The 23,510-nt window shown below is 71.6% G+C and carries 19 protein-coding genes; 8 read left to right on the top strand and 11 right to left on the bottom strand.

Going from position 1 to position 23,510, the window contains the following annotated elements:
• Nucleotides 1–9: 9 nt before the first annotated feature.
• Together CRP55_RS45395 and CRP55_RS45390 are read right to left on the bottom strand one after the other, a co-directional pair.
• The gene (locus CRP55_RS45395) at nucleotides 10–4,236 is read right to left on the bottom strand and encodes a LamG domain-containing protein (protein WP_097328308.1); all 4,227 of its coding nucleotides are present in this window, start codon (nucleotides 4,234–4,236) and stop codon (nucleotides 10–12) included.
• A gap of 223 nt (nucleotides 4,237–4,459) precedes the next feature.
• Nucleotides 4,460–5,521 carry a polyprenyl synthetase family protein gene (locus CRP55_RS45390; protein WP_097328307.1) on the bottom strand — a complete coding sequence of 354 codons (1,062 nt, stop codon included), beginning with the start codon at nucleotides 5,519–5,521 and terminating at the stop codon, nucleotides 4,460–4,462.
• Between the two features lie 92 nt (nucleotides 5,522–5,613).
• Here CRP55_RS45390 and CRP55_RS45385 point away from each other — a divergent pair, with 92 nt between their 5' ends.
• From CRP55_RS45385 to CRP55_RS45360, 6 genes are all read left to right on the top strand, one after another.
• Entirely contained in the window at nucleotides 5,614–6,042 is a 429-nt protein-coding gene (locus CRP55_RS45385) for a MarR family winged helix-turn-helix transcriptional regulator (protein WP_438865853.1), read from the top strand.
• A gap of 3 nt (nucleotides 6,043–6,045) precedes the next feature.
• On the top strand, nucleotides 6,046–6,747 hold the full coding sequence (locus CRP55_RS45380; protein ID WP_097328305.1) for a ThuA domain-containing protein: 702 nt from the start codon (nucleotides 6,046–6,048) through the stop codon (nucleotides 6,745–6,747).
• Nucleotides 6,717–7,808: a Gfo/Idh/MocA family protein gene (locus CRP55_RS45375; RefSeq protein WP_097328304.1), complete on the top strand. Its 1,092-nt coding sequence runs from the start codon at nucleotides 6,717–6,719 to the stop codon at nucleotides 7,806–7,808. Before CRP55_RS45380 ends, CRP55_RS45375 begins: the two co-directional genes overlap by 31 nt.
• A 76-nt stretch (nucleotides 7,809–7,884) precedes the next feature.
• Nucleotides 7,885–9,093, top strand: a complete 1,209-nt coding sequence (locus CRP55_RS45370) for an alpha/beta hydrolase family protein (RefSeq protein ID WP_179855629.1) — start codon at nucleotides 7,885–7,887, stop codon at nucleotides 9,091–9,093.
• 29 nt (nucleotides 9,094–9,122) lie between these two features.
• Nucleotides 9,123–10,265, top strand: coding sequence for an outer membrane protein assembly factor BamB family protein (locus CRP55_RS45365; RefSeq protein WP_097328302.1), 1,143 nt, complete (start codon nucleotides 9,123–9,125; stop codon nucleotides 10,263–10,265).
• Between the two features lie 22 nt (nucleotides 10,266–10,287).
• Nucleotides 10,288–12,261 carry an ABC1 kinase family protein gene (locus tag CRP55_RS45360; RefSeq protein WP_245923769.1) on the top strand — a complete coding sequence of 658 codons (1,974 nt, stop codon included), beginning with the start codon at nucleotides 10,288–10,290 and terminating at the stop codon, nucleotides 12,259–12,261.
• Here the strand turns inward: CRP55_RS45360 and CRP55_RS45355 are convergent.
• The 8 genes from CRP55_RS45355 to CRP55_RS45320 form a co-directional block, all read right to left on the bottom strand.
• Entirely contained in the window at nucleotides 12,239–13,096 is an 858-nt protein-coding gene (locus CRP55_RS45355; protein WP_097328301.1) for an SGNH/GDSL hydrolase family protein, read from the bottom strand. The genes CRP55_RS45360 and CRP55_RS45355 overlap by 23 nt on opposite strands.
• Nucleotides 13,097–13,101: 5 nt before the next feature.
• Nucleotides 13,102–13,926, bottom strand: coding sequence for a carbohydrate ABC transporter permease (locus CRP55_RS45350; protein ID WP_097328300.1), 825 nt, complete (start codon nucleotides 13,924–13,926; stop codon nucleotides 13,102–13,104).
• Entirely contained in the window at nucleotides 13,923–14,792 is an 870-nt protein-coding gene (locus CRP55_RS45345; protein WP_097328299.1) for a carbohydrate ABC transporter permease, read from the bottom strand. Before CRP55_RS45345 ends, CRP55_RS45350 begins: the two co-directional genes overlap by 4 nt.
• A complete protein-coding gene (locus CRP55_RS45340) occupies nucleotides 14,792–16,150 on the bottom strand; it encodes an ABC transporter substrate-binding protein (protein ID WP_097328298.1) in 1,359 nt (452 codons plus the stop codon). Before CRP55_RS45340 ends, CRP55_RS45345 begins: the two co-directional genes overlap by 1 nt.
• A gap of 129 nt (nucleotides 16,151–16,279) precedes the next feature.
• Nucleotides 16,280–17,272, bottom strand: a complete 993-nt coding sequence (locus CRP55_RS45335) for a LacI family DNA-binding transcriptional regulator (RefSeq protein ID WP_097328297.1) — start codon at nucleotides 17,270–17,272, stop codon at nucleotides 16,280–16,282.
• 44 nt (nucleotides 17,273–17,316) lie between these two features.
• A complete protein-coding gene (locus CRP55_RS45330; RefSeq protein ID WP_097328296.1) occupies nucleotides 17,317–19,524 on the bottom strand; it encodes an AfsR/SARP family transcriptional regulator in 2,208 nt (735 codons plus the stop codon).
• Between the two features lie 27 nt (nucleotides 19,525–19,551).
• The gene (locus CRP55_RS45325) at nucleotides 19,552–19,938 is read right to left on the bottom strand and encodes a peptidase inhibitor family I36 protein (RefSeq protein ID WP_097328295.1); all 387 of its coding nucleotides are present in this window, start codon (nucleotides 19,936–19,938) and stop codon (nucleotides 19,552–19,554) included.
• A 6-nt stretch (nucleotides 19,939–19,944) separates the two neighbouring features.
• Entirely contained in the window at nucleotides 19,945–21,072 is a 1,128-nt protein-coding gene (locus tag CRP55_RS45320; RefSeq protein ID WP_097328294.1) for a sugar ABC transporter substrate-binding protein, read from the bottom strand.
• Nucleotides 21,073–21,306: 234 nt separating this feature from the next.
• On the opposite strand from CRP55_RS45320, the gene CRP55_RS45315 reads away from it, so the two are divergent.
• Entirely contained in the window at nucleotides 21,307–21,825 is a 519-nt protein-coding gene (locus CRP55_RS45315) for a sigma-70 family RNA polymerase sigma factor (RefSeq protein ID WP_179855628.1), read from the top strand.
• 5 nt (nucleotides 21,826–21,830) lie between these two features.
• Here CRP55_RS45315 and CRP55_RS45310 read toward each other — a convergent pair whose 3' ends face one another.
• The gene (locus CRP55_RS45310; protein ID WP_097328292.1) at nucleotides 21,831–22,169 is read right to left on the bottom strand and encodes a hypothetical protein; all 339 of its coding nucleotides are present in this window, start codon (nucleotides 22,167–22,169) and stop codon (nucleotides 21,831–21,833) included.
• Between the two features lie 94 nt (nucleotides 22,170–22,263).
• On the opposite strand from CRP55_RS45310, the gene CRP55_RS55370 reads away from it, so the two are divergent.
• Complete coding sequence (locus CRP55_RS55370; RefSeq protein ID WP_245923768.1) at nucleotides 22,264–23,487, top strand: MinD/ParA family ATP-binding protein; 1,224 nt, start codon at nucleotides 22,264–22,266, stop codon at nucleotides 23,485–23,487.
• Nucleotides 23,488–23,510: the final 23 nt, after the last annotated feature.

The following is a 23,510-nucleotide window of genomic DNA, read 5'->3' as shown; positions in this document are numbered from 1 at the left end:
TCTCCGGGATCAGGCGTGGGCGAAGGTGCCGAAGAGGTCGGCGTCGACGGTGGAGGTCCACACCCGGACGTCGTCGACGACGCCGCCGAGGTAGTTGGTGCGGGCGCCGGCGGTGGTGCCGGTGCAGCCGACCGTGAGCGGACCGGCCGCGTGCCACGGCGTGGTGCTCACCGCGACCTCGCCCTGGAGGTCACCGTCCACGTAGAAGCGCAGCTTCTTGGCCGGCAGGTCGAAGACGGCGGCCAGATGGGTCCAGGTGCCGGCCACCGGCGCGGCCAGCGAGCGGACCTCCACCGAGGCCGCGGCGGCGGTGTCGGCGCCCGGCATCACGACCCGCCAGCGGTTGACGTCACCGGCGTACTCGATCCGGAAGCCCTGACGCAGCGCGCCCGACTGGGACACCACGGTCCGGGTGCCGGTCAGCTCGTCGATCGCGGTCCAGGCGGCCACCGAGAACGAGCCGTCGGTGCGGACCACCGGGCCGGCCGTCTCGGCGCACGAGCCCTGGGCCAGGGCCAGGCCCAGAGCGCCGTTGCGGCTGGCCGCCCGGTCCTGCTCCCAGGTGTACGCGCCGGCCACGGACAGGTGGCGGCCGTTGCCCGAGGTGTCCTCCAGGTTGGTCGGCGTGTCCGAGCGCGGCCCCTCCAGCGGCCACTGCCCCTCCACCTTCACCGGGTTGTTGGCCTGCTTGACGGCGGCCGCCTCGGCGTCGGTGAGCGCGCCGCGCCACACCTTCACGTCGGAGATCGCGCCGCGGAAGTAGTCGCCGGCGACACCGGCGTACTTGGCGCAGCCGATGGTGAACAGGCCGCCGGCGCTCCAGTTGCCGCCGGTCCGGGTGACCGTGGTGGCCTTCACCCCGTTCACGAACAGGGTGATCGTCTTGGCCGTGGCGTTGTAGACGCCGGTCAGATGGGTCCACTTGCCGATCGAGGCGGCGAACGCGTCGGTGGTGCCGCCCGCCCACTCGGACGGCGAGGTCTCGTCGTCGGTGGCCTTCATCATCAGCGACCAGAACGGCACACCCTGCCCGTTGGTGCGGGCGCCCAGGTAGAAGCCGCTGACCCGGTTGCCGTCGGCGCCGAGGATCGTCTGGTTCATGGCGCTCGCGTCGTCCAGGCGGGCCCAGACCGACAGCGAGAACGACTCGTCGCTGCGGATCACCGAGCGCGGGCTGGTCGCGCAGCGGTCACCGCTGACGTTCCAGGCCGAGTCGGGGCGGGCGTACTGGTCGGCGGTCCACTCGATCGGCGGGGCGGGCGGGGTGGTGGGCTCAGGCGTCGGCTCCTCGGTCGGGTCCTCCGTCGGCGCCTCGGTCTCGTCCGGCACCTCGGGCGTGCCGGTCGGCTCGGGCTCGTCCGGGTTGCCGGTGTCGGTCGGGTCCGGCGTGGGCTCGTCCGTGGGCTCCGGCTCCTCCGGCTCCTCGGTCGGCTCCGGGTCGGGCGGCGTGGTCGGGACGACCGGCTCGGGCACGGTCAGGTCGTAGCCGTGCTCGGCCCGGTCGGCGCCGGTGCCGCGCAGCGCCCACCCGGCGGCGATGCCGGCCGGGAGCTCGTTGCCGGCGTCCTTGATCTGGGCCTCGCTGAGCAGGCCGCTCCAGAGGCCGACCTGGTCGATGAGGCCGATCATCGGACGGGCGTTGGACACCGTCGCGTGGCCGCTGCAACCGATCATCGTGCGGAACCCGGCGTGCCAGGTCGTCACGGTGATCGCGGTCTCGGCCACCATCTTGCCGTTGACGTAGAGCCGCAGCAGCTTGCCGACCGGGTCGACGGTGGCCGCGACGTGCTCCCAGGTGTTCACCGCGGGCGCCGCCGTGCTGAGCACCGTGTTCCAGGTGGGTGCGGCGACGTCGGCCGAGGAGACACCGAGGTTCCAGCGGTCCTTGGCCTTGTCGTAGTAGAGGACCATCGACTGCATGGTGGTGCCGGCCAGCGTCACCACCGCGCGGTCGGCGGCCTTGTCGGTCAGCTTCACCCAGGCCGAGACGGTGTACGGGGCGTCGCTGCGCAGCACCGGCGCCGTTCCGGCACAACCGCTGCCGTTCAGCTGGAGGGCGGCGCCGCCCTTGCCGAGACGGTCGGTGCCGTAGGTCGTGCCCGTACCGGTGAGGGTGAGGTCCTTCTCGTTCGCGAACGGGTCCTCGGTGCCCGACTCGTCGGTGGTGCCGGAGTCGTCACGCAGGTCGTGGGTCAGCCGGTAGACGCCGAGCGGCTGCACCGGGGTGACCCGGCCGGTGAAGACGTTGTAGATCGCCCGCGCCGAGTAGTTGGCCGCGTTGTCCCGGGCCCACACGTAGATCTGGGTGCGCCCGGTGTCCGGCGTGAAGGTCAGGCTCGCCTTGCCCGACGAGGCGGTGAGCGGGGTCTGCTTGGCGTCCACACCGAGGCCGTACTCGAAGCGCAGCACACCCGATCCGGCGTCGGTCGAGGCGAAGCTCAACGTCACCGGCTGCCCGAGCACCGGGGTGCCGGAGGTCCGGGTGATCACCGGGGTGGTCGGCGGGGTGTGGTCCTGCCGGAAGTAGCAGGCGGCGCTCCATCCGGTCTTGTCGGTGCCGTCGGTGCCGTAGACCTTCCAGTTGTAGTTGCCGTCGGCCAGGACGCCGGTGGTCCAGCCCGCCTCCGCGTTGGAGGCGACCGATCCCGAGGTGTGCTCGGCCGGGCTGGTCGGGCCGTTCACGTCGAAGACGATCTTCACCGAGTTGTCGGCGTCGGCCGCCTTGCCGTACAGCGCCGGGGTGCTGTCGTTGATCCACGGCCCGGGCGAGGTCTTGGTGCAGTTGCCGCCGGGCGACGAGCGGACCGCCACCGGGGAGGACGGCTTCGATTGGTACTCGACGGCGAGCTTGACCTTGCCCCGCTCCGCCTTGGCCCAGTGGCCGCCGCTCTCGGTCTTCATCCGCAGGCCGAACGTGATCGTGCTGGCGTTGCCGTCGGCCGCCACCTGCACCCGCGTCTTGACCGCGGCCGCGTTGAACTTGGCCCACGACGGCTTCTGGCCGCTGCACCCGCTGTTCGCCTTGACCGTCTTGGTCTGCAGCGCGGCGCCGTGCAGCCACTTGCCCTTCATCCCGTCCCAGGTGGGCGTGTTGCCGTCGATGGCGTTGGTCTGCCACAGCTGCAGCGACTCGCCGGCGCACCAGGCCGTGTGGGACAGGTAGACCTCGACGCTCGGCGTCTTGATGATCCGCTTGCCGCGCAGCGAGGTGACGTCGAACTGGGTGTGCGCACGCCAGATGTCGCCGTAGTTGTCGAAGTTCGAGCCGATCCGGATCACGTCGCGCGGCCACGCGGTGCCGGAGGTCCACTTGGTGTCCGGCCGGGAGTCGTTGACCGGAATCCACTTCTGGTAGTACTTCGAGTACGTCGGGTCGATGTAGACCGGGAACCGCGACGCACCGTCGAGCAGGGCGGCGTCCGGTCGCACGGTCAGCCGCTTGCCGCTGACCTCGACGTCGACCTCGGCCTGGCGGGCCAGCCCGCCCGGCGCCTCGGCGGTGGAGGGGTCGGCCACGGCCGTCTCGGAGGCGAGCTTGCGCATCGGCCCCCCGACGTCCGGCTTGCTCCAGGTGGAGTCCCAGGCCGCCGCGCGCGGGGCGCCGGCGATGACGCCGCGCGGGCCCTTGAGCACGACCTCGCCGCCGGTCTCGGTCACGGCCGCGGACCCACCGATGGTGTACGCGGTGGCGCGCACCTTCGAGTTGGCGGCGGCCTCGGGCGTCTTGACCACCAGGACGTGCGAGAAGCCGCCGGCCACCGCACGCACCACCAGGTCGGCGCCCGGGTAGACCTCCGGATAGGTGACCGCGTCCCCGTCGACCACGCCCGCCGGGAGCGCGTCCGGCCAGGTCAGCGAGAAGTCGGCGCCACCCTCGCGGTAGACGGCCAGGGGACCGGAGCCACCGGCCGAGAAGGAGACGTCGGCCGCCGCCCGGGGCCGCAACCGGCCGTCGGAGCCCGGCTGAAGGGTCGTGTCGAGGTCGATCCAGCGCTCGTCGCGCTCGACGCGCTGCGGCTCGACGTGCGACTCCAGCGAGAAGTTGCCGTTCGGCAGCGCCAGGACCTTGGTGGTCTCGTCGGCCTCGGCCAGCACCTCGACCGGTTTGCCGCACAGCTCGGCCAGGCGCTGCGCCGACGCCTCGGTCCGGCTCACCGGCGCCTGATCGGCCGCGACCGCGGACGGGCAGGCGGCCTCGGCGGCGCCGGTGAGACCGACTGCGGTGAAGGATGTCAAGAGAACCGCTAACGCGGACCCGAACGCTATGCGCGCAGGCGTCATCGACACGTACTGCTCCCCCGTGAACCATGCGATGAAAAGTCACCGAGCAGGGTTCAGCCAGGAGTTTCGAGCACAAGGCATCGACGCCCGTCCGGCCCCGTATCGGCAAGCGTGAGCCCCGAAGCTAGAGCCTGAGATCGATGAAAGTCAACCTGGTGTGATCAAACGATGACCGGTTTCAGGCCACCCGGTCGGTGGCCGCCTGAGCCAGGCCCTCCAGCGCCGATCGGCTCGCCCGGTCCATGGGCGCGGCGGTCAGGGCGGCCAGCGAGCGTTCCAGCAGGCCGGAGATCATGTCCTCGACGGCACTCAGCGCGCCGGTGTCCACGATGATCTCGCGCAGGGCGCCGACGCCCGCCTCGTCGAGGGTGGGCGAGCCGAGCAACTCCTCGACGAGGGCCCGCTGCGGCGCGGAGGCGCGGTCGAGGGCCAGCGCGACCAGGACCGTGCGCTTGCCCTCGCGCAGGTCGTCCCCGGCCGGCTTGCCGGTTCGGGCCGGGTCGCCGAAGACGCCCAGGATGTCGTCGCGCAGCTGGAAGGCCTCGCCCAGGGGCAGGCCGAACGCGGAGAGCCGGGCCAGCAGACCGTCACCGGCCCCGGCCAGCCGGGCGCCGAGCAGCAGCGGATGCTCGACGGTGTACTTGGCACTCTTGTAGTGCACGACCCGGCGGGCCCGTTCCAGGGCGCCCAGCTCACGGCCGCCGGCGATCGCCTGCTCCAGCAGGTCGAGATATTGCCCGCCCATCAGCTGCGTCCGCATGCTGTTGAAGACCGCCCGGCCCCGGGTCAGCGCGAGCGGGTGCAGGCCGCTGGCCGTGTAGAGCTCGTCGCTCCAGACCAGGCACAGGTCGCCGGCGAGGACGGCGGCCGACTCGCCGAAGCGGCCGGGCTCCCCGCGCCAGCCGTGCCCGCGGTGCAGGGCGGCGAACCGGCGGTGCATGGCCGGGGCGCCGCGCCGCGTCTCCGAGGCGTCCATGACGTCGTCGTGGATCAGCGCGGCCGCCTGGAAGAACTCGAGCGCCGCGGACGCGCGGACGATGCCCCGCCCGTCGGCGCCGCCCGCGGCCCGCCAGGCCCAGTAGCAGAAGGCGGCCCGGAGCCGCTTTCCGCCGCTCAGGAAGCCGGTCAGATAGCCCACGAGCGGCGCGCAGTCCCCGTGGACGTCGGCCAGGATCGTCGCCTGCGCCGCCAGGAAGTCGTCGACCTCCCGCTGCACGCGCGCCTTTATCTCGCCTGTCATGAATCTCGTTATACGTGTAATTAGAAAATCTTGCTACCTGGTAGCCGTATGATGTCGCCGTGACCACCTCGCGACAGCCGCTGCGCAGCGACCTGGCCCGCGCGGTCCGGGAGGTGCTCCAGGCCAACGGGGAGGCCGCGCACAGTCTGGCCCGCCGGCTCGAGGTCGGCATCACCGACGCCGTCGCGCTCGACCACCTGCTGAGCAGCCCCGAGGGGCTCGGCCCGACCGAGCTCGGGCAGCGTCTCGGCATCCGCTCGGCCTCGGCCACCACCCTCGTCGACCGGCTGGACGCGGCCGGGCACGCGCGCCGGGTGCCCCACCCGTCCGACCGGCGACGGCAGACCGTGGTCGCCACCGCCACCGCGTACGAGGAGGTGCTGGCCGCGCTCACCCCGCTGCTGAAACGGATCGAGGAGGCCGCCGCGCGGCTGAGCCCCGAGCAGGCGGCCGCGGCCACGGGATTCCTGCACGATGTCGCCGCGGCCATGCGCGACTACGCCGAATCTGATAGTCGTTGATGAATGAGAGCTCTTGTGGTTCGCGGCGGATGGGAGGGGCATCAGCCGGTCGCGGCCACCGAGCTCTTCCTGCCCTTCCTGACGGCCAGCGGCTTCGAGGTCCGGGTCTCCGGCTCGACCGCCGTCTACAGTGACCGGTCGGTGATGGCCGAGACCGACCTGATCGTGCAGTGCGTCACCATGTCCTCCATCGAGCACGACGAGGTCGCCGGGCTGCGGGCGGCCGTCGCGGCCGGCACCGGGTTCACCGGCTGGCACGGCGGCATCGCCGACTCGTTCCGGGCATCCTCCGACTATCTGCAACTGGTCGGCGGCCAGTTCGCCACCCATCCCGGCAAGGAGCCCGGCGCGCGCTGCGGCGACGAGACCGACAACTTCCTGCCCCATCGGTACGAGCTGACGGAGCTCGGCCGGGAACACCCGATCACGGCCGGCCTCGGCGACTTCGAGCTCACCACCGAGCAGTACTGGGTGCTGCACGACGATCTGAACGACGTGCTGGCCACCACCACCCATCCGGTCCAGCCATGGCACCCGTGGCGACGGCCGATCGTCTCTCCGGCCGTCTGGACCCGGCAGTGGGGTGACGGCCGGGTCGTGGTCAGCACGCCGGGGCACAGCCTCGACGTCCTGCGCGAGGAGAACGTCCGCACCGTCGTCGAGAGGGGAATGCTGTGGGCCGCCCGCACCGCGTCGGCATCGTAGGCACCGGGTACATCTCCGGGGCGTACCTCTCCACATTGTCCGGCCATCCCGGCGTGACCATCGCCGCCGTCGCCGACCTCGACACCGCCCGGGCCGCGTCGGTCGCCGACGGCATCGACGGGTGCCACGCGCTGGAAGTCGAGCAGCTGCTGCGGGACGAGCGCGTCGACACGGTTCTCAACCTCACCACGCCCGCGGCGCACGCCCCGGTCGCGCTGGGCGCCATCGGTCACCGCAAGCAGGTGTACGGCGAGAAGCCGCTCGCCGCCGATCTGACGGCCGCCCGCTCGGTGCTCGACCGGGCGGCCGCGGCCGGCGTAGCTGTCGGCTGTGCCCCCGACACCGTGCTCGGCACCGGCGTGCAGACGGCGCGGGCGGCCGTCGACGCCGGGCTGATCGGCCGGCCGCTGTCGGCGGTGGCCGTGATGGCGACGCCCGGCCACGAGCGCTGGCACCCGAATCCCGACTTCTACTACCGGCCCGGCGGCGGCCCGTTGCTCGACATGGGGCCCTACTACCTCTCCGCCCTCGTCCACCTGCTCGGCCCGATCGTCGCGGTCACCGGCGCCGCCTCCCGCCTGCGCGACACCCGGGTGATCGGCTCCGGTCCGCGGGCCGGCGAGCGGATCGGCGTCGCGGTCGACACCCACGTGACCGGCGTCCTGCACCACGCCGGCGGCGCCCTGTCCACGATCACCACCAGCTTCGACGCCGTGCGGACCACGGCCGCCCCGATCGAGGTCCACGGCGAGACCGGCTCCCTCGCCGTCCCCGATCCCAATTACTTCGACGGCGACGTACGCCTTTTCGAGCTGGGCGCCGGCGACTGGCGCACCCTCGGCCCGTCGGCCGGTTACCTCGGCGCGGCCCGCGGCATCGGCCTCCTCGACATGATCACCAGCGGGGCGCCCCGGGCCGGCGGCGCGCTCGCCCTGCACATCCTCGACGCCATTACGTCCCTGCTCCGCTCGGCCGAGTCGGGCCGGCGCGTCGAGCTCACCACCACCGCCGAGCGCCCGGCCCCGGTGCCGCTCACCCCGCCGGAGACCTGGCAAGCGTGAGGTACAGCCTGCTGTACCCCACATCGGCCAGGTAGCTGGATCGATGTGGAGGGCCGCGAAAAATAGCGTTTCCTCTATGACATCGACCAAGAATCACCGCCGCCTGGCCGTCGCCCTGACCGCCGCCGCCGTCCTGGCCGGGAGCGTGGGGGTCGCCCACGCCGAGCCGGCCGCCCCCGCCCCCGCCGCGCAGCAGGTGGGCTGGTCCGGGATCGTGCGCGAGCAGGTCCGCATCGACTTCGGCCGGGGCTGGGTCACCCAGGCCGAGCTGACCTATCCGCGCGGCGCCCGGGGCCGCCTGCCGCTGGTCGTCATGCTGCACGGCAGCGGCCACAACGACATGAACCAGACGCTGCCCGAGGGCAAGGGCGCGACGTTCGTCCCGCTGGCCCAGGCCGCGTCCCGGGAGGGCTTCGCGACCCTGCGGTTCAACAAGCGGGGCGTGACCGGCGTCGGACCGGTCGAGAGCACCGATCCGGCCCAGCTCAACCCGAAGAACCCGTACGCCCAGATCCAGCGCGACGCGGCCGCCGCGATCCGCTTCGGTGCCGCGTCGCCGAAGGTCGACCCGTCAAGGATCTTCCTGCTCGGGCACAGCGAGGGCACGAACGTGGCCGCCAACCTGGCCGCCGACCCGAAGGCGTACCGCATCCCGAAGCCGGCCGGCGTGATCGCCATGGGCGTCGTCGGGCAGGACATCAAGGAACTGCTGACCCTGCAACTCTTCGGCCGGCTGCTGCTGCAGATGCACGACGAGTTCGACGTCGACGCCGACGGCCGGCTGACCGCCCGCGAGGCGGCCGACGGCCTGATCGGGCAGCCCGCCGAGATCGCCGCCCAGATCCGCCCGGTCCTGCTCGACGGCGGCAAGGTGCGGGCGAGCACCGACACCGACCGCGACGGGCAGATCGCGATCGACGCCGAGGCCGGAGCCGTGCTGCGCAAGGCCACCGGCATCGACAACTACCCGGACGTTCCCGGCCTGGAAGGGCTGCGCGACTACGTCGACGACATCGCCCGCTTCCCGACGGTGACCGAGGCGCTGCCGAAGTTCGCCGGCCCGACGCTGCTGCTCAACGGCGAGAACGACCTGCAGACCCCGGCCCGTGTCGCCCGCACCGCCGACGCGGCGGTCGGCGCGGCCGGCAACAAAGACCACGAGATCATCGTCTACCCGGGCATGGCGCACACCATGAACATCACCCCGAAGTTCGTCCCCGAGTTCGGCGACCCCGACCGGCAGGTCGTCACCGATATCCGTGAGTGGCTCCGTTCGCACCGCTGACGCGACCCGCCTCGCCCTACGGTGATGTCATGAAATATCACTACTTGGCACTCACCGCGGTCCTGTTGGTCCCGGCTCCGGCCGCCGCCTCCGTCCCCGATGCCTGGGGACAGGCGGCGGCCCACGCGACCGGCGACCACTACAACCCGGGCGAGACCCGGCTGACCCCCACCGCGGCGGTCAGGCTGAAGCCGCGCTGGAGCGTCCCGCTGGCCACCGCGACGTGCGCCGCCCCGGCCACGCCCCTGGTCGGCGCCGGCCGCCTGGTCACGGCCGCGGCGTACCGGATCAGCGGTCACGACGCGACGACCGGCGCGCTGCTCTGGCAGACGCCGGCCACCACCAGGAAGACCAGCATCAGCCTGGCCGCCATCGTGGGCACCCGGCTCATCGCCCAGTACCGGGACTGCCGGTCCGGCAAGACCTTCCTGACCGCCCACGACGTGACCACCGGCCAGGTGCTCTACAACAAGCGGATCCCCGAGACCATGTACGGCACACTCGCCGACCAGGGCATCCTGGTCGGCAGCGTGTGGGACGCCCCGATCAGCCAGTACGGTCTCCGGGCGTACCGGATCGCCGACGGCTCGCGGGCCTGGGCCCGCGCCGGGTCGATCGGCGGCGAGACCATCGCCGCCGGCGGACGGATCCTGGTGGTCGGCGACGACTCGACGGCCGCGGTCGACGTCACCACCGGCCGGGACCTGTGGACGCCCGGCACCGGCTGCTTCACCCCGATCGGCGCCTCCCCCGACGGCGCGACGTTCTACATGCGATGCGACCCGGACGGGCCCCTCCGCCGTGTCGACGCGGCCACGGGCAAGGTTCTCCGGACGTTCCCCAGCCACGGCGCGACGTCCGGGTTCGCCACCGACGGCGAACGGGTCTACCTGCACACGTTCGCGAACGAGCTGATCGCCGTCGACGCGAGCGACGGCCGCCGGCTCTGGACGGCCACCTTCGCCGAGGACGGCCCCATCGAGATCTCCGTCGGCGGCGGAGTGGTCTACGGCTGGCGCGACGGCCGTCATCCGCTGGCGGCGTTCGAGGCACGCACCGGAAAGGCCCTCGGGCTCGACGCGAAGACCTCGGCCCTGCAAGGCGCGCCGATGGTCGCGAACGGGCGGTTGTACGGCCGGACGGCGTCCGCGGTGACCACCTACGCACCCTGAGTCGCCGTTATCGTCAGTCCTCGTGGAACGAGCCCTGTCGATACTGCTGTTCGTACCGATCGTCGTGGTGACCGTCCTGGCGTTCGCCGCGGTCATCCGCCGGCTCCTCGGCGTCCGGGTCGGGCTGGTCCGGGCGCTGCTGGCCGCCGTGCTGGCCATGCTGGTGACGGCCCCGATCCTGTCGGCGTTCGCGCCGCCCGATCCGGCGACGGTCAGCGGTGGCGAGGCGTTCCTGCTGGCCGCCGCGTCGCTCGTCATCGCCGCCCTGCTCGCCATGGCCGCGCTGGTCGTGCTCGAGGTGCTCCTGCCGACCGGCTCGCTGCCGGGCCCGGTCGAGGCCGTGCGGGGCGCCCGGCGCCGGATCGAGCGCACCCGCCGCTACTCGACGATCGTCCGGATCGCGCTCCGGCACGGACTGGGCCGGTTTCTGCGCGGCCGGCCGCAGCCGGGCCCGACGTCGGCGGCGGCGCGGCGGCGGCTGGCCCGCTCGCTGCGCAGCGCCCTCGACGACGGCGGCGTGACCTTCGTCAAGATCGGGCAGCTGCTGTCCACCCGGCGCGATCTGCTGCCGGCCGAGTTCGCCGACGAGCTGACCGCGTTGCAGGACAAGGCCACCCCGGTGCCGTGGCCCGAGATCGAGGCGGTCCTCGCGGCCGAGCTGGGCCGGGGTGTCGGCGAGGTCTTCCGCGACATCGACCGGGAGCCGCTGGCCGCGGCTTCGGTGGCCCAGGTGCACACGGCCCGGCTGCTCGACGGCACCGAGGTCGTCGTGAAGGTGCAGCGGCCGGGCATCGCCCGCATCGTCGAACGCGACCTGGACATCCTGCTCCGGCTGGGCGACATGCTCGAGGAACGGACTTCCTGGGGCAAGGCTTTCGGCGTACGGGGTCTCGCGAACGGCTTCGCCGTGGCCCTGCGCGAGGAGCTCGACTTCACGATCGAACGGGACAACCTCCAGGCCATGGCCGCGGCCCTGGCCGGATCACCCGAGCGTGGCGTGCGCGTGCCCACGGCGTACCCGCAACTCAGCTCCGAAAGGGTTTTGGTGATGGACCGCCGGCCCGGCACGCCGCTCGGCACGGCGGCCCCGGCGCTCGCGCGCCTCGACGCCGGGCGGCGGGCCGAGATCGCGGCCGGCCTGCTCGACAGCATGCTCGACCAGATCCTGACCCACGGCCTGTTCCACGTCGACCTGCACCCGGGCAACCTGCTGCTGGACACCGACGGTTCGCTGAGCATGCTCGACCTGGGCTCGGTGGGCCGGATCGACGCGGTGACCCGGGCCGCGATCGGCCGGCTGCTGATGGCGGTCGGCCGCGGCGACTCGGTGACGGTGACCGACGCGCTGCTGCAACTGCTCGACCGCCCCGGCGACGTCGACGAGCGGGAGCTCCAGCGGGTGGTCGGCGCGCTCATCGTCCGCTACGCGGCGCCGGGGAGCACGGTCGGCGTCACGGCGGTGACCGCGCTGCTGAACACCTTCGCCGCGCACGGCCTCGGCGTGCCGCCGTCGGTGGCGGCGGTGTTCCGTGCCGTCACCACATTGGAGGGAACGCTCGCCCTCGTACACCCGGCATTCGACCTCGTCGGTCAGGCCCGGGCGTCGGCCGGCCGCCGGATCGCCGACACCCTCACCCCGGACAACCTGCGCGACGCCCTCGAACAGGAGTTGAGCACGCTGCTGCCGATGCTGCGCGGGCTCCCCCGCCGCCTCGACCGCATCGGCGACGCGGTCGAGAACGGCCGGCTGCGCTTCAACGTCCGCCTGTTCGCCGACGACCAGGACCGCCGCCTGGTCACCGGCCTGCTCCACCAGGCGCTGCTCACGGTCATCGGCGCCACCGCGGGCGTGATGGCCGTCCTCCTGCTCGGCACCGACGGCGGCCCCCGGCTCAGCACCGGCGTGGCCCTGTTCCCGCTGCTGGGCTACGGCCTGCTGGTCGTCTCGGCCGTCCTCGTCCTGCGCGTGCTGGTCACGGTCTTCCGCCACACGTGAGACGCAGGTGGTCGACCACCCGCCTCAGGATGAACTGCTGACCGGACCGGTTGGGGTGCACGCCGTCCGGTTCGAGCAGGTCGCCGAGGTGGGCACGGGTGGCGCTGTGCAGGTCGACGGCGTCGGGGACGGCCCGGCGGACCACCTCGGCCACCTCGGCCACCTCGGTGGCCTCCCAGCGCACGGGGGCGCCGTGGAAGAACTGGTCGGCGCGCACCTGATCGACCGCCGGCGGGGTGATGACGGTGACCGTGGCGTTCAGGTCACGGGTGATCAGGGTCGTCAGCGCCCGCAGGTTGCGCTCGGTCTCCGCGGCGGTAATCATGCGGAAGCCGCCGCGGCGGCCGTGGACGCGCGCGTCGTTGGTGCCGAGCATCAACAGCGCCCGCGTGGGCTTGGCCTCCTCCAGCAGGTCGAACCGTTCCAGCACGTCGGCGGTCGTGTTGCCGCTGACGCCCAGGTTGACCAGGCTCGGCGCGGGCGGACCGGCCCGGCGGACCGAGGCGGCCAGCAGGTCGAACCAGCCCAGCCGGTCGGCGGTGATCGAGTCGCCGACCGCGACGATCCGGTCGCCCGGGTCGAAGGGCAGGCCGGTGAGCGCCTCCCGGTACTCCTCGTCGGCCATCATGGCGGCGGCCGACGCCTCGGCCTCGGCGGCGAGCGAGCGCTGGAGGGACTCGACGGTCTCGGCCGTGGTGGTCAGCATCTGCGCGAGCAGTTCGGTGTGCAGCTCGTCGCGGACCGGGAACCGCTGAAGCATCGGCCACGACGTGGTGCGGGTGTAGCGCAGGAAATGACGGCGCTCGTCGTCCGTGTAGTGCTGGGTCACGCTCATCCGTGTCACCCCTTGATCGAGCCTTGCAGCAGCGCGGCGACGAAACGGCGCTGGAAGACGAGGAAGACGGCCAGCGTGGGCACGAGGATCAGCAACGCCCCGGCGCACAGCAACGGGATGTCCGTGCCCCATTGCCCCTGGAAGGCGCCGAGGGCTCCGGCCATCGTGCGTTTGGCGGGGTCGTCGACGAGCACGATGGCCAGCAGGAACTGGTTCCACGTCCAGAGGAACAGCAGGATGGCCAGCGACGACAGGGCGGGCATGGCCAGCGGCACGTGGACGCGCCAGAACAGCTGCCAGGTGCCGGCGCCGTCGATCCGCGCCGCCTCGGACAGGTCGCCGGGCATGGTGACGAAGTGCGCCCGCATCCAGACGACGGAGAACGGCATGAACAGGCCGATCAACGGCAGGATGATCGCCCAGCGGGTGTTGAGCAGCCCCATGTCGCGGATCTGGTAGTACAGCGGCGTGATGATGCCCTCGAAGGGCAGGGTCAGGCCGAGCAGGAACAGCACGAAGCCGATGCGGTGGCCCGGTACGCGCAGGTGCCCGAAGGCGAAGCCGGCCATGGTGCCGAGCAACAGCGACACGGGTACGACCCCGAGGACGATCAGGATGCTGGAGAGCAGCAGCTTTCCCATGTTCGCGGCGCGGAAGGCGTCGGCGAAGTTGCCCCACTGCGGGTGGTCGGGCCACGACAGACCCGACGGATAGGTGCCGGCGGGATGCAGCGCCGTGACGAACAGGCTGACGAACGGTATGACGGTGACCGCCATCAGCAGGATCAGCAGGACCCGCCCGATCAGGGTCTCGCGACGGTTGACGATCATCGGGATCCGTCCCTGGTGAGGCGCTGCACGGGAAGCACGCAGGCGAGCACGAGCACCACCAGGGCGACCGCGAGCGCCGAGGCCATGCCGACCTCACGCTCCGAGAAGGCCAGGTAGTAGATCTCCAGGCCGGGCACCATGGTGCTGTTGCCCGGCCCGCCCTGGGTGGCGATGTAGACGATGTCGAAGCTGGCCAGCGCCGCGATCACGGTCACGGTGACGCACACGCCGATCTCCTGGCGCAGGCTCGGCAGGGTGATCGAGGCGAACTCGCGGACCGGGCCGGCGCCGTCGAGGCGGGCCGCCTCGTACAGCGCCGGGTCGATCTTGCTCATGCCGGCGAGCAGCAGCAGCGTGCACAGGCCCACGAGGACCCAGGCGCCGATGACGCCGACCGCCGGCAGCGCCGTGCCGAAGTCGCCGAGCCAGGCCCGGGTGAGGCTGTCGAGCCCCACGGCCGAGAGCAGCTCGTTGGCCAGGCCGGTCGAGGAGAGCAGCCAGCTCCACATGATGCCCGCCGCCACCAGGGGGATGACCTGGGGCAGGAACAGCACCGTCCGGGCGACCGTGGCCAGCCGGCTCTGCGCGATGCCGCGGATCGTGGCCGCGACGAACAGGCCGAGCAGCACCGGGATCAGGCTGAAGAACAGGATCAGCTCGAACGCGTGCAGGATCGAGGCGAACAGCTCCGAGTCGGTGAACAGCCGGCGGTAGTTGCCCAGTCCGACCCAGGTCGAGGCGCCGATGCCGTTCCAGTCGTAGAACGAGTACTGGACCGTGAGCAGCAGCGGGCGCAGGACGAAGGTGGCGTACATGACCAAGGCCGGAACCGCGAACAGCCAGCCGAGCCAGGCCCGCTTCCGCATTACTTCTTGACCTGGCTCTCGTAGTCCTTCTGCACGGACTCGAGCAGCGCGTCGGGGGTCTGCTGCCCGGCGGCCAGCTTCTGCAGCTGCGGCGTCCAGCTCTTGGCGTAGATGGCGCCGGTCGCGTTGGCGATGAAGTCCATGGCGCCGTTGTCCTTGGCGATGTCCGCGCCGGCGGCGAGGGTGCTCGCGGTGACCGTGCCCTGCTGCACCGGGGGCATGTAGGCGTCAGCCGGGCCCATCGGGTGCGAGCCGCCGACCTTGACCGCGATCTCGCGCGCCTTCTGGTCGATGGCGACCCAGTTGAGGAAGAAGGCGGCGCAGTCCGCGTTCTTGGCCTTGCTGCTGATGCCGTACGTCAGCGGGGCCGACATCGCGGCGCGCTTGCCGCCGCTCTCCAGCGGGGGCATGAGGAAGAAGCCGACGTTGCCGGCCATCTGCTTGTCGAGGTTGCCCGACTCCCAGTCGCCGTCGAAGATGAACAGGTTCTTGCCACCGATGAAGCGGCTCATCATCGTCGCGTAGTCCTGCGAATTGATGTCGGGGGCGAGGTAGCCCGCTTTGATCCACTTCTCCAGGTGCTGCACGGCCTTCAGGTTCGAAGGCGTGTCGATGGTGGCTCCGGACTTCTGGTAGATCCACTCGTTGATCGGGCCCGGTTCCCCGTACACGGACATGAGATTTTGCAGCGGGAAGGCGAGGCCGCCGGTGGCGCCGCCGTTGAACTGGTTGATCGGGGTGATCCCGGCGTCCTTGGCCTTCTGCAGCACGGTGTCGAACTCGGCCAGCGTCGCCGGCGGGGAGGTCATGCCGGCCTGAGCGGCCAGCTTCTTGTTGTAGAAGACGCCGGTCATGCTGAAGTTGAGGCCCATCGCGTAGAGCGGCCCGTCGCCGCGCTCGCCCGTCGAGGACACGCGCATCTGCTCGAGCTGCGAGGCCGGCCACTTGTCCCATCCGAAGACCTGCGCGTAACCGTCCAGATTCTTCAGCAGGCCGTCCTTGACCAGCTCCGAGACCTGAGGCAGGCGCATCAGGTCCGGCGGGTCGTCGGCCAGCACGCGCGGCGCGTTCTGCGTGATCACCGCGAACTGGTCCTCGCGGATGTCGAACTTGACGTTCGGGAACTGCTTGCTGAACTCGGTGGACAGCTCCTTGGGGAGCGGGAAGCCCGTCTCGAAGTAGCCCTTGAGCGTGATCGGCTCGGTGCCGCACGTCGCGGAGGTGACGGGGGCCGCGCTGGCATTGGCGTTGTCGGTGCCGGAGCTGCCGCCCGGAGCGCTGCACGCCGCGACGGCGACGACGGCGGACGAGGCGAGCGCGGCGCGTACGAATCGGCTGGTGAGGGGTCCGTGACCCATGGCAGGCCTCCAAGATGTGACCTTGCGCGCTGGTGTTACGTGCACGAAACCTCATGGCGAAACACGTGTCAAGTGTTTCCAGAAAAGCACTTTTATTGTGCGTACAGACCGGGTAGGCGCCGGCGGAGGTCAGGTTGTCGAGCGCTCGACCAGGCGTACATCGAGGACGGTGGTGGACCGCAGGTCGGAGCCGTCGATGTGGCCCAGCAGGACGCTCAGCGCCGTGCTCCCGGACTCCTCGAACGGCTGGCGCACGGTGGTGAGGTCGGCCGCCGTCGCCGCCTCCCCGTCGTCGAAGCCCATGACGGCCAGGTCGTCCGGCACCCGCAGGCCCCGGTCGCGGGCGGCCAGCAGCACGCCGACCGCCAGCGCGTCGTGGTGGGCCATGACGGCGCTGGGCCGGTCGGCGACGTCGAGCAGGGCGGCGGCCGCCCGGCGGGCGGCGTCGACCGAGTTGCCGGCCGCCGCGACCTCCACCCGGCCCCCGGCCGCCTGGATGACCTGCTGGAAGCCGGACATCCGCCTGATCGCCTGGGACTCGTAGTCGGAGACCTGCCGTTCGAGGAGGTAGCCGATCCGGCGATGGCCGCGGTCGCGCAGATGGGTGGCGGCTATCCGGCCGCCCTCGCTGTCGTCGATGACCACCCGGCTGAACAGCGCGCTGTCGGCGTCGACGGCGACCGTCGGCAGGTTGCGCTCGCGGAGCCGGCCGGCGATGGCGTCCTCGATCGGCAGGCCCATCACGATCAGGCCGTCGAGCCGGCCGTGGATGGGCATGCTGGCCAGCACCGGCGACGAGGCCGAGGCGGCCGACTCGTGATCGAAGACGACCACGTCGAGCTCCAGCTCGGCCGCGGCCGACAGCAGGCCGGACAGACGGCGCATGTACGACCCGTACGAGGTGAACGGGGCCATCACCCCGATCCGGCCGGCGCCGCGCCGGGCCAGACTGACCGCTTGCGCCTTGGGCACGAAGCCGAGCTCGTCGGCCGCGGCGAGAACCCGGGAACGGGTCGCCGGGCTGACCCGGTCGGGCTTGTTGAGCACGTTCGAGACGGTGGAGATGCTGACGCCGGCGCGCTCGGCGACCTCGTAGATGGTGACCCGATCCGCCGCCCCCACCGCGCACCCCGCATCACTGGTTGAAGTGTTTTATGCGAAGCACTCTACCCATCCAAGGCGCTCCGGGCGCCGGCCCGGGCCCGCAGCATCCGCGCCTCGCCGTCCCGGTCGCCCCGGTCGCGCGCGGCCGCCAGCGCCGTCCGTACGACGTCCTCAGCGTCGTGGAAGTAACCCCGCATCCGCAGGTACGGCTGGACGGCGGCGGCGAGCTGCCACGGCTCGATGCCGTAGCCGAGGTCGGCCGACCAGCGAATCGCCTCGCGCAGAATCGGATGCTCGGTGGAAAACCACTGTCGCGCCTCATCGGGCGAGCCCGGGCTTTCGGGCACCAGCCCGGGCGGCGGAGGCGGCAGGACCGGCGCCGGCTCATCCCGATCCGGCAACCCGAGGGCGGCGCGGGCGGCGAGACTGCTGTAGAGGTAGTACTGCAGCATTCGGCCGACCGCGTCCCGCCGTTCGGCTTCGGTCTCGACGGCACGGAACAGCTCCGCCGCGTACGCCCGGATGAGGACGTGGGCCGTGAAGCGCCCCTGGTCGTCCTCGATCAGAAGCGCGGCCTCGGTGAGCTCGGCCAGCTCGTCGCGGGCCGCCGCGAGCGGCTCCCCGGCCAGCGCGGCGCAGGCCCCGGCCGAGACGCCGTCGGCCAGCGGCACCGAGAAGAGCCGGAACATGCGGGCCGCGCCGGGTGAGAGCTGCCGGTAGGACCAGATGAACGCGTTGCGCGGGTCGCCGTTCTCGCCCCGGGGGAACGCGTCCAGCCGGCTTTCGCTGTTCCTCAGCTCGGCGGCCACCGTGGCCAGGGTGAGCCCCGGGCGGGCGCCGAGCCGCGCGGCCAGAATGGACAGGGCCAGCGGCAGCCGCCCGCAGCTGTCGAGGATCTCCTCCAGGGCCGCGGACTCGGCGTCGTCCTTCGCGGCGATCCGGTTCGGCGCCGCGGCCAGCCGGCGGCGGAGCAGTTCCCGTGCGGCCGCCGGGTCGGGCGGGTCCAGGTGCAGCTGCCGCGCCCCGTGCAGCGCGGCCAGCGTGATCAGCGGGCGCCGGCTGGTCACCAGCACCAGGCTGCCGGCGGCGGCGGGCAGCAGCGGCCGTACCTGCTCGGCGTCGCGTGCGTTGTCGAGCAGCACCAGGATCCGCTTGCCGGCGGTGAGACTGCGGTAGGCGCCGACCTGCGCCTCGAACGACGCCGGGATGTCCGCGGCGGCCACGCCGAGCCCGTGAAGCAGGGCGACCACGGCGTCCGCCGGCGGCAGGCTCTCCTCCTGGTGGCCGCGCAGGTCGAGGTAGAGCTGCCCGTCGGGGAACCGGCCGGCCGCGCCGTGCGCGAAGTGCACGGCCAGCGTCGACTTGCCCACGCCGGCCATGCCGTCGAGCGCCACGACGAGCGGTCCACCGGCGGCCCCCTCACTCGTCAGGCGGCGGAGCAGGCCGAGCTCGGAGTCCCGCCCGGTGAACAACGCCAGATCGGGCGGCAGCTGCGCCGGCTGGCCGATCACCCGGGGCTCGGTCTCGGTGAGCACCTCCAGCTGCGCGCGCCGCAGATCCGGGCCCGGGTCGAGGCCGAGATCGTCGTGCAGCCGGGCGCGGATCGACTGGTACGTGCCCAGCGCCTCGGCCCGGTGCCCGGCGGCGGCCAGCACCGCGATCAGGCTGGCGTGCACCGCCTCGTTGAACTCGTTGGTCGACGCCGCCTGGCGCAGCGGAGAAAGCACGGCATCGGGCTTGCCCCGCTCGATCGCGAGAAAGGCGGCCGCCGAGACGGCGTCGAGGAACTCGCCGTGCAGCCCGGCGAACACCGCCGTGGCCGCCGCGCTGTCGCCGAGATCGCCGCCCGCCGGACCGTGCCAGAGGGCGAGCGCCTCGACGTAGCGGTCGAGGTCGCTCTCCCGGCGGGCCTCGGCCACGAGCGCGCGGAACTCGATGAGGTCCAGTTCGCCGGGGCCGGCCGACAGCCGGTAGCCGTTGCCGTCACGCAGCACCCGCGATCCGGTGGCCCGGGCCGGCAGGCCGGGCTCGAGCAGGCGGCGCAGGGCCCCGATGTACTTGTGGACGACGTTGGCCGCGGTCGCCGGCGCGTCGTCGCCCCACAGCATGCCGATCAACTCGGTCAGGCTGACCGGGCGGTCATGCAGGGCGAGCAGAACGGCCAGCAGGCACCGCTGCTGCCGGGGCCCGGCGTCCACCTCGTCCCCGCCGCGCAGGACCCGCAGCGGTCCCAGGATTCGCAGCCGGAGCACGTCCGGGTCATCTGGCATGGATCTACCGTACGGGCACGGCCGCGGCTAACAGGCGCTGGAGATCCTGTCGTTCATCGTGTTGGTGCCGAACACGGAGCCGTCGGCGTTGTAGATGAGAACGGAGCTCAGATCACCCCGGCCGTCATGAGGGTTGATGTGGATGTATTTTCCGCCCTGATTCGTATCCTGGTAGAACCTCACGCCGCGGTCCGTGTTGTTCCACACCGACGAAGCCTTGTCGTTGGCGCTTCCATAGTTGTTCACGCAAAGCCCTCCGGCAATCGTAGTCATCGTCCCCAAGTGCGACTTGTTCGTGAAAATACAGAAATACCCTGAAGCGCAGTCGGACGCCGCGGCCTGCGCGGGAGCGGTCACACCGAGGACTCCGGCCAGCACGACGGTGAGGGAGACGGAAGTCGATCGAAGTCGCATTAATCCTCATTTCGGGGAGTGAGATACGGGCCGGCCAACCCCGTGCTTCTTGCAATAGGCCAGGTATTCGCCCTGACAAAGGTCGGCCTGTGAGACGAACTTGTCGGTCACCACGACCGTGTTGATGTTCCGGGCGGTGATCGCGACGGGCTTGAGCTTCACGAACGGGACGTAGGCGCCGGATTCCGGGTCCTTCAGCTTGTCCGGAATGATGGGCTTGCCGCCGTTGAAGAGCTCGATCGCCAGTTTCGCCGCGCTCAGCGCCTGCGGCTTGATGGCCTTGTAGACCGTCATGCACTGCTCGCCGGTGAGGATGTTCCGCAGGCCCTCCAGCGTGGCGTCCTGGCCGGTGACGGGCACGACGCCGTTCAGGTTGCGCTTGCGCAGCACCTTGATGACCGAGCCGGCGATGCCGTCGTTGGCCGCGAGCACCCCCCGAATGCCGGGCGCCTGGTCCAGCATCTGCTCGAAGATCACGGCGGCCTGGTCCGGGTCCCAGTCGGGCACCCACTGTTCGGGCCCTTTGCGCATCTGGGCGGCGTCGTACTTCGTGTTCAACGGGGCGTCGTACCCCCTCTTGAACAGACTGGCATTGTTGTCGGAGCGCGAACCGTTCAGCTGCGCGACGATCGGATCGACGGCCTTTCGGACCTTCAGGCACGCGATCAGGCCGTACGCCTGAAGCTCGCCGACCTTGACGTTGTCGAAGCTCACGTAGTAGTCGGCGCCGCCGTTCAGCGTGAGCCGGTCGTAGTCGATCGTCGGGATGCCCTTCTTGCGGGCGAGGTCGAGGACCTCCTTGCCGCTGGCCGAGTCGATGTTCGCGATGATCAGCACCTTCACCCCGCTGTCGACCATCGCCCGGCCGATCCGGACGAACCGCCGGCGGTCGCCCTCGGCGTTCTGGATGTCGACCGGGATGCGCGCCTGGCCGAACGCCGCCGTGAGGTATTTGGAGTCCTCGCCGGCCCAGCGTGTGGTGGTCCGGTCCGGCATGATCACGCCCACCCGGGCCGGGCCGTTGCCGCTACCGGCGTCGCCGCCGTCGTCGAGGGGGCCACCGGCGTCGGAACAGGCTGTCAGGCCGGCCGCCAGCATGCAGGCGGCGGCGTACGACAGCAGTTTGGTGCGCATGCCGGTCCTTTCGAAAGAGCCGGTCAGGGCGCGGCGTGTACGGGGGGATCGGCCGCGCCCTGACCGGGGGTCGTGGCCGGACCAGCGTGACGCACCGCTGTGGAAGGAATCTTGACCAGGATCGCGCGGGCTCGGCCGCCGTTCGTTCTGATCAAGTTTTTGTCCGGTCACCGCTTCTAGGGTTCGGTCCCTGACCCGCCGACAGGCAAAGCACTGAACCATCAGGGAGACAAGGTGGCCCGCCCGAAAGAGGCCCCCGGCGACGCTCCGGGGCACCTCCGAGAACTCATCACGGAACAGCGGCCGGTGCTCACGCGCTACGCGCTCAGCCTCACGTCCGGCAACCACGCGATGGCCGAGGACCTCGTGCAGGAGGCCATCGTGCGCGCCTGGCGGAGCCTCAAGAGCGTGCCCCGCGACGAGACCGGCTCACGCCGCTGGCTCTTCACGGTCGTACGCCGGTTGTTCGTCGACGACTTCCGCCGCCGGCAGGTGCGGCCGGCGGAGGTCGGTGAGGTCGACCTCGCGGCGACCGTGGTGGAGGAGGACTCGACGCTCATGGTGGTCGCGAGCCACACGCTGCGCGATGCCGTGGACCGACTGAGCGAGGTGCAGCGTGAGGTTCTCTTCGAGGTCTTCTTCGAGAACCGGCCGGTCGACGAGGTGGCCCGCCGACTCGGCGTCCCGGAGGGCACCGTGCGGTCGCGGATGCACTACGCCCTCCGCTTCCTGCGCGAGGCGGTCACCGGATGAGCGCCTCAATGGCGCGAAGCGGTGCTGTCGCCGGAGCCGCCGGCCAGGATGGCCCGGTCCTCCTCGCTGTTCGCGAAGTCATTCGCCAACTTCTGGACGCTGCCGTGGTCCGCGCTCACCAGGGCGCGCACTGCTTCGAGGACCCCGACGACCGACGCACCCGTGTCCTCGACGAGCTTGGTCGCGCTCTTGTCGATATCCCCGCGTTCCTTGTGCCGCAGCGGGCTTCCGATGTCCGCGACCGTGCCGTGGTAGGAGTCCGTCATGTCGTCGACCCGGTCCACGTAGTGGTCAAGCGCCGAGTTCTTCAGCCTGTCCGGATCCGCCGCAATGATCTCCGCCATCGAACCTCCCTGATCAGCCCCTCTGTTGGGGACAACGCGCACGGTGGCGAGTTCTTCACACAGTCCACATCGGATATTCAGAGAGAGTTCTGTCATGGAGACCACGAGCGGATCCGCCGCTGTCTGGCGGGCGCCCGGCGACGCCACCGACGGCGATCGTCAGCCATCCACACCCACGCCCGCCTCCCCGTCCGCCCCCGCCTCACCGCCCGCGGCCGCCTCCTCGCCCGTACCGCCTCCACCTGTGCCCACGCCCCCACCGCCCCCGGCCCCCGCGGCTTCGCCGCCCTCTCCCGCGGCCCTCGCCCCTCACTCTTCGCCGGCCCTTTCGAAGCTGGCGGCGGCCGAGCCATCACCCGCCCCCTCGGAGCTGGCGCCGGCCGAGGCATCACCCGCCCCCTCGGAGCTGGCGCCGGCGGCCAAGCCGTCGCCGGCCGCCTGGGGCTGGCGGGGCCGGGTCAACCGCCTGGCGCACGTGAGCCTGCCGGCCAGCCAGTCCGAGCTCGCCCACCGTGCCGCCCGCAAGCGGCTGCTGCGCCCGTTCGGCCGGAGCATGACGATCGTCGTGGCCAACCCGAAGGGCGGCGCCGGCAAGACCCCGACCGCGCTGCTCGCCGCGGCCACGCTCGGCTTCTACCGCGGCGGATACTCCCTGGCCTGGGACAACAACGAGACCCGGGGCACCCTCGGCATGCGAGCGGAGTCGACCGACCACCAACGTACGGTCGTCGACCTGCTCGTCCACGCCGACGAGTTCCTGACCGGCGACGCCGGAGCCGGCACCCTCAGCCGTTTCCTGCGCCCGCAGACCGCCCGCTTCGACGTGCTCGCCTCCGACGAGGCCCCCGGCGGCATGGACGTGATCGACGACGCCGCGTTCGGCAAGCTGTGGAAGGCCCTGAGCCGCTACTACCGCACGCTCGTCGTGGACACCGGCAACAACGTCCGCGCCCCCAACTGGCAGGCCGCCGTCAAGCGCGCCGACTGCGTCATCGTGCCGACCACGGTCGCCCCCGACGTCGCCGACAGCGGCCTCTGGATGCTCGACCACCTCGACCGCAACGGCCACGCCGACCTGACCCGCAACGCGGTCGCCGTCGTGTCCTGCGCCGACCCGCGCACCGACCAGGCCCTGCTCGACAAGATCGTGACCGCCTACCGAGCACGCGTAGCCCACGTGGTCGTGGTGCCTCACGACCCGTACATCCGCACCGGCGGCCGCATCGAGTACGACCGCCTGACCGACGAGAGCCGCCGAGCCTGGCTATTCGTCTGCACAGCAGTCGTCGAGGCCCTGGCCCTGCGCGACAAGGCGTGACCGGGCGGCGCCTGGCCCGGGGG

The sequence above is a fragment of the Paractinoplanes atraurantiacus genome, from assembly GCF_900215205.1.
Classification (GTDB): Bacteria; Actinomycetota; Actinomycetes; order Mycobacteriales; family Micromonosporaceae; genus Actinoplanes; species Actinoplanes atraurantiacus.
This window is presented reverse-complemented; position numbering and strand designations above follow the sequence as displayed.

Bases quoted from the DNA above. Each gene is read 5' to 3' on its own strand.
- CRP55_RS45390 (WP_097328307.1), bottom strand. From the start codon at position 5,521: ATGACAGGCGAGATAAAGGCGCGCGTGCAGCGGGAGGTCGACGACTTC.
- CRP55_RS45380 (WP_097328305.1), top strand. From the start codon at position 6,046: ATGAGAGCTCTTGTGGTTCGCGGCGGATGGGAGGGGCATCAGCCGGTC.
- CRP55_RS45370 (WP_179855629.1), top strand. From the start codon at position 7,885: ATGACATCGACCAAGAATCACCGCCGCCTGGCCGTCGCCCTGACCGCC.
- CRP55_RS45365 (WP_097328302.1), top strand. From the start codon at position 9,123: ATGAAATATCACTACTTGGCACTCACCGCGGTCCTGTTGGTCCCGGCT.
- CRP55_RS45355 (WP_097328301.1), bottom strand. From the start codon at position 13,096: ATGAGCGTGACCCAGCACTACACGGACGACGAGCGCCGTCATTTCCTG.
- CRP55_RS45350 (WP_097328300.1), bottom strand. From the start codon at position 13,926: ATGATCGTCAACCGTCGCGAGACCCTGATCGGGCGGGTCCTGCTGATC.
- CRP55_RS45345 (WP_097328299.1), bottom strand. From the start codon at position 14,792: ATGCGGAAGCGGGCCTGGCTCGGCTGGCTGTTCGCGGTTCCGGCCTTG.
- CRP55_RS45340 (WP_097328298.1), bottom strand. From the start codon at position 16,150: ATGGGTCACGGACCCCTCACCAGCCGATTCGTACGCGCCGCGCTCGCC.
- CRP55_RS45330 (WP_097328296.1), bottom strand. From the start codon at position 19,524: ATGCCAGATGACCCGGACGTGCTCCGGCTGCGAATCCTGGGACCGCTG.
- CRP55_RS45325 (WP_097328295.1), bottom strand. From the start codon at position 19,938: ATGCGACTTCGATCGACTTCCGTCTCCCTCACCGTCGTGCTGGCCGGA.
- CRP55_RS45320 (WP_097328294.1), bottom strand. From the start codon at position 21,072: ATGCGCACCAAACTGCTGTCGTACGCCGCCGCCTGCATGCTGGCGGCC.
- CRP55_RS45310 (WP_097328292.1), bottom strand. From the start codon at position 22,169: ATGGCGGAGATCATTGCGGCGGATCCGGACAGGCTGAAGAACTCGGCG.
- CRP55_RS55370 (WP_245923768.1), top strand. From the start codon at position 22,264: ATGGAGACCACGAGCGGATCCGCCGCTGTCTGGCGGGCGCCCGGCGAC.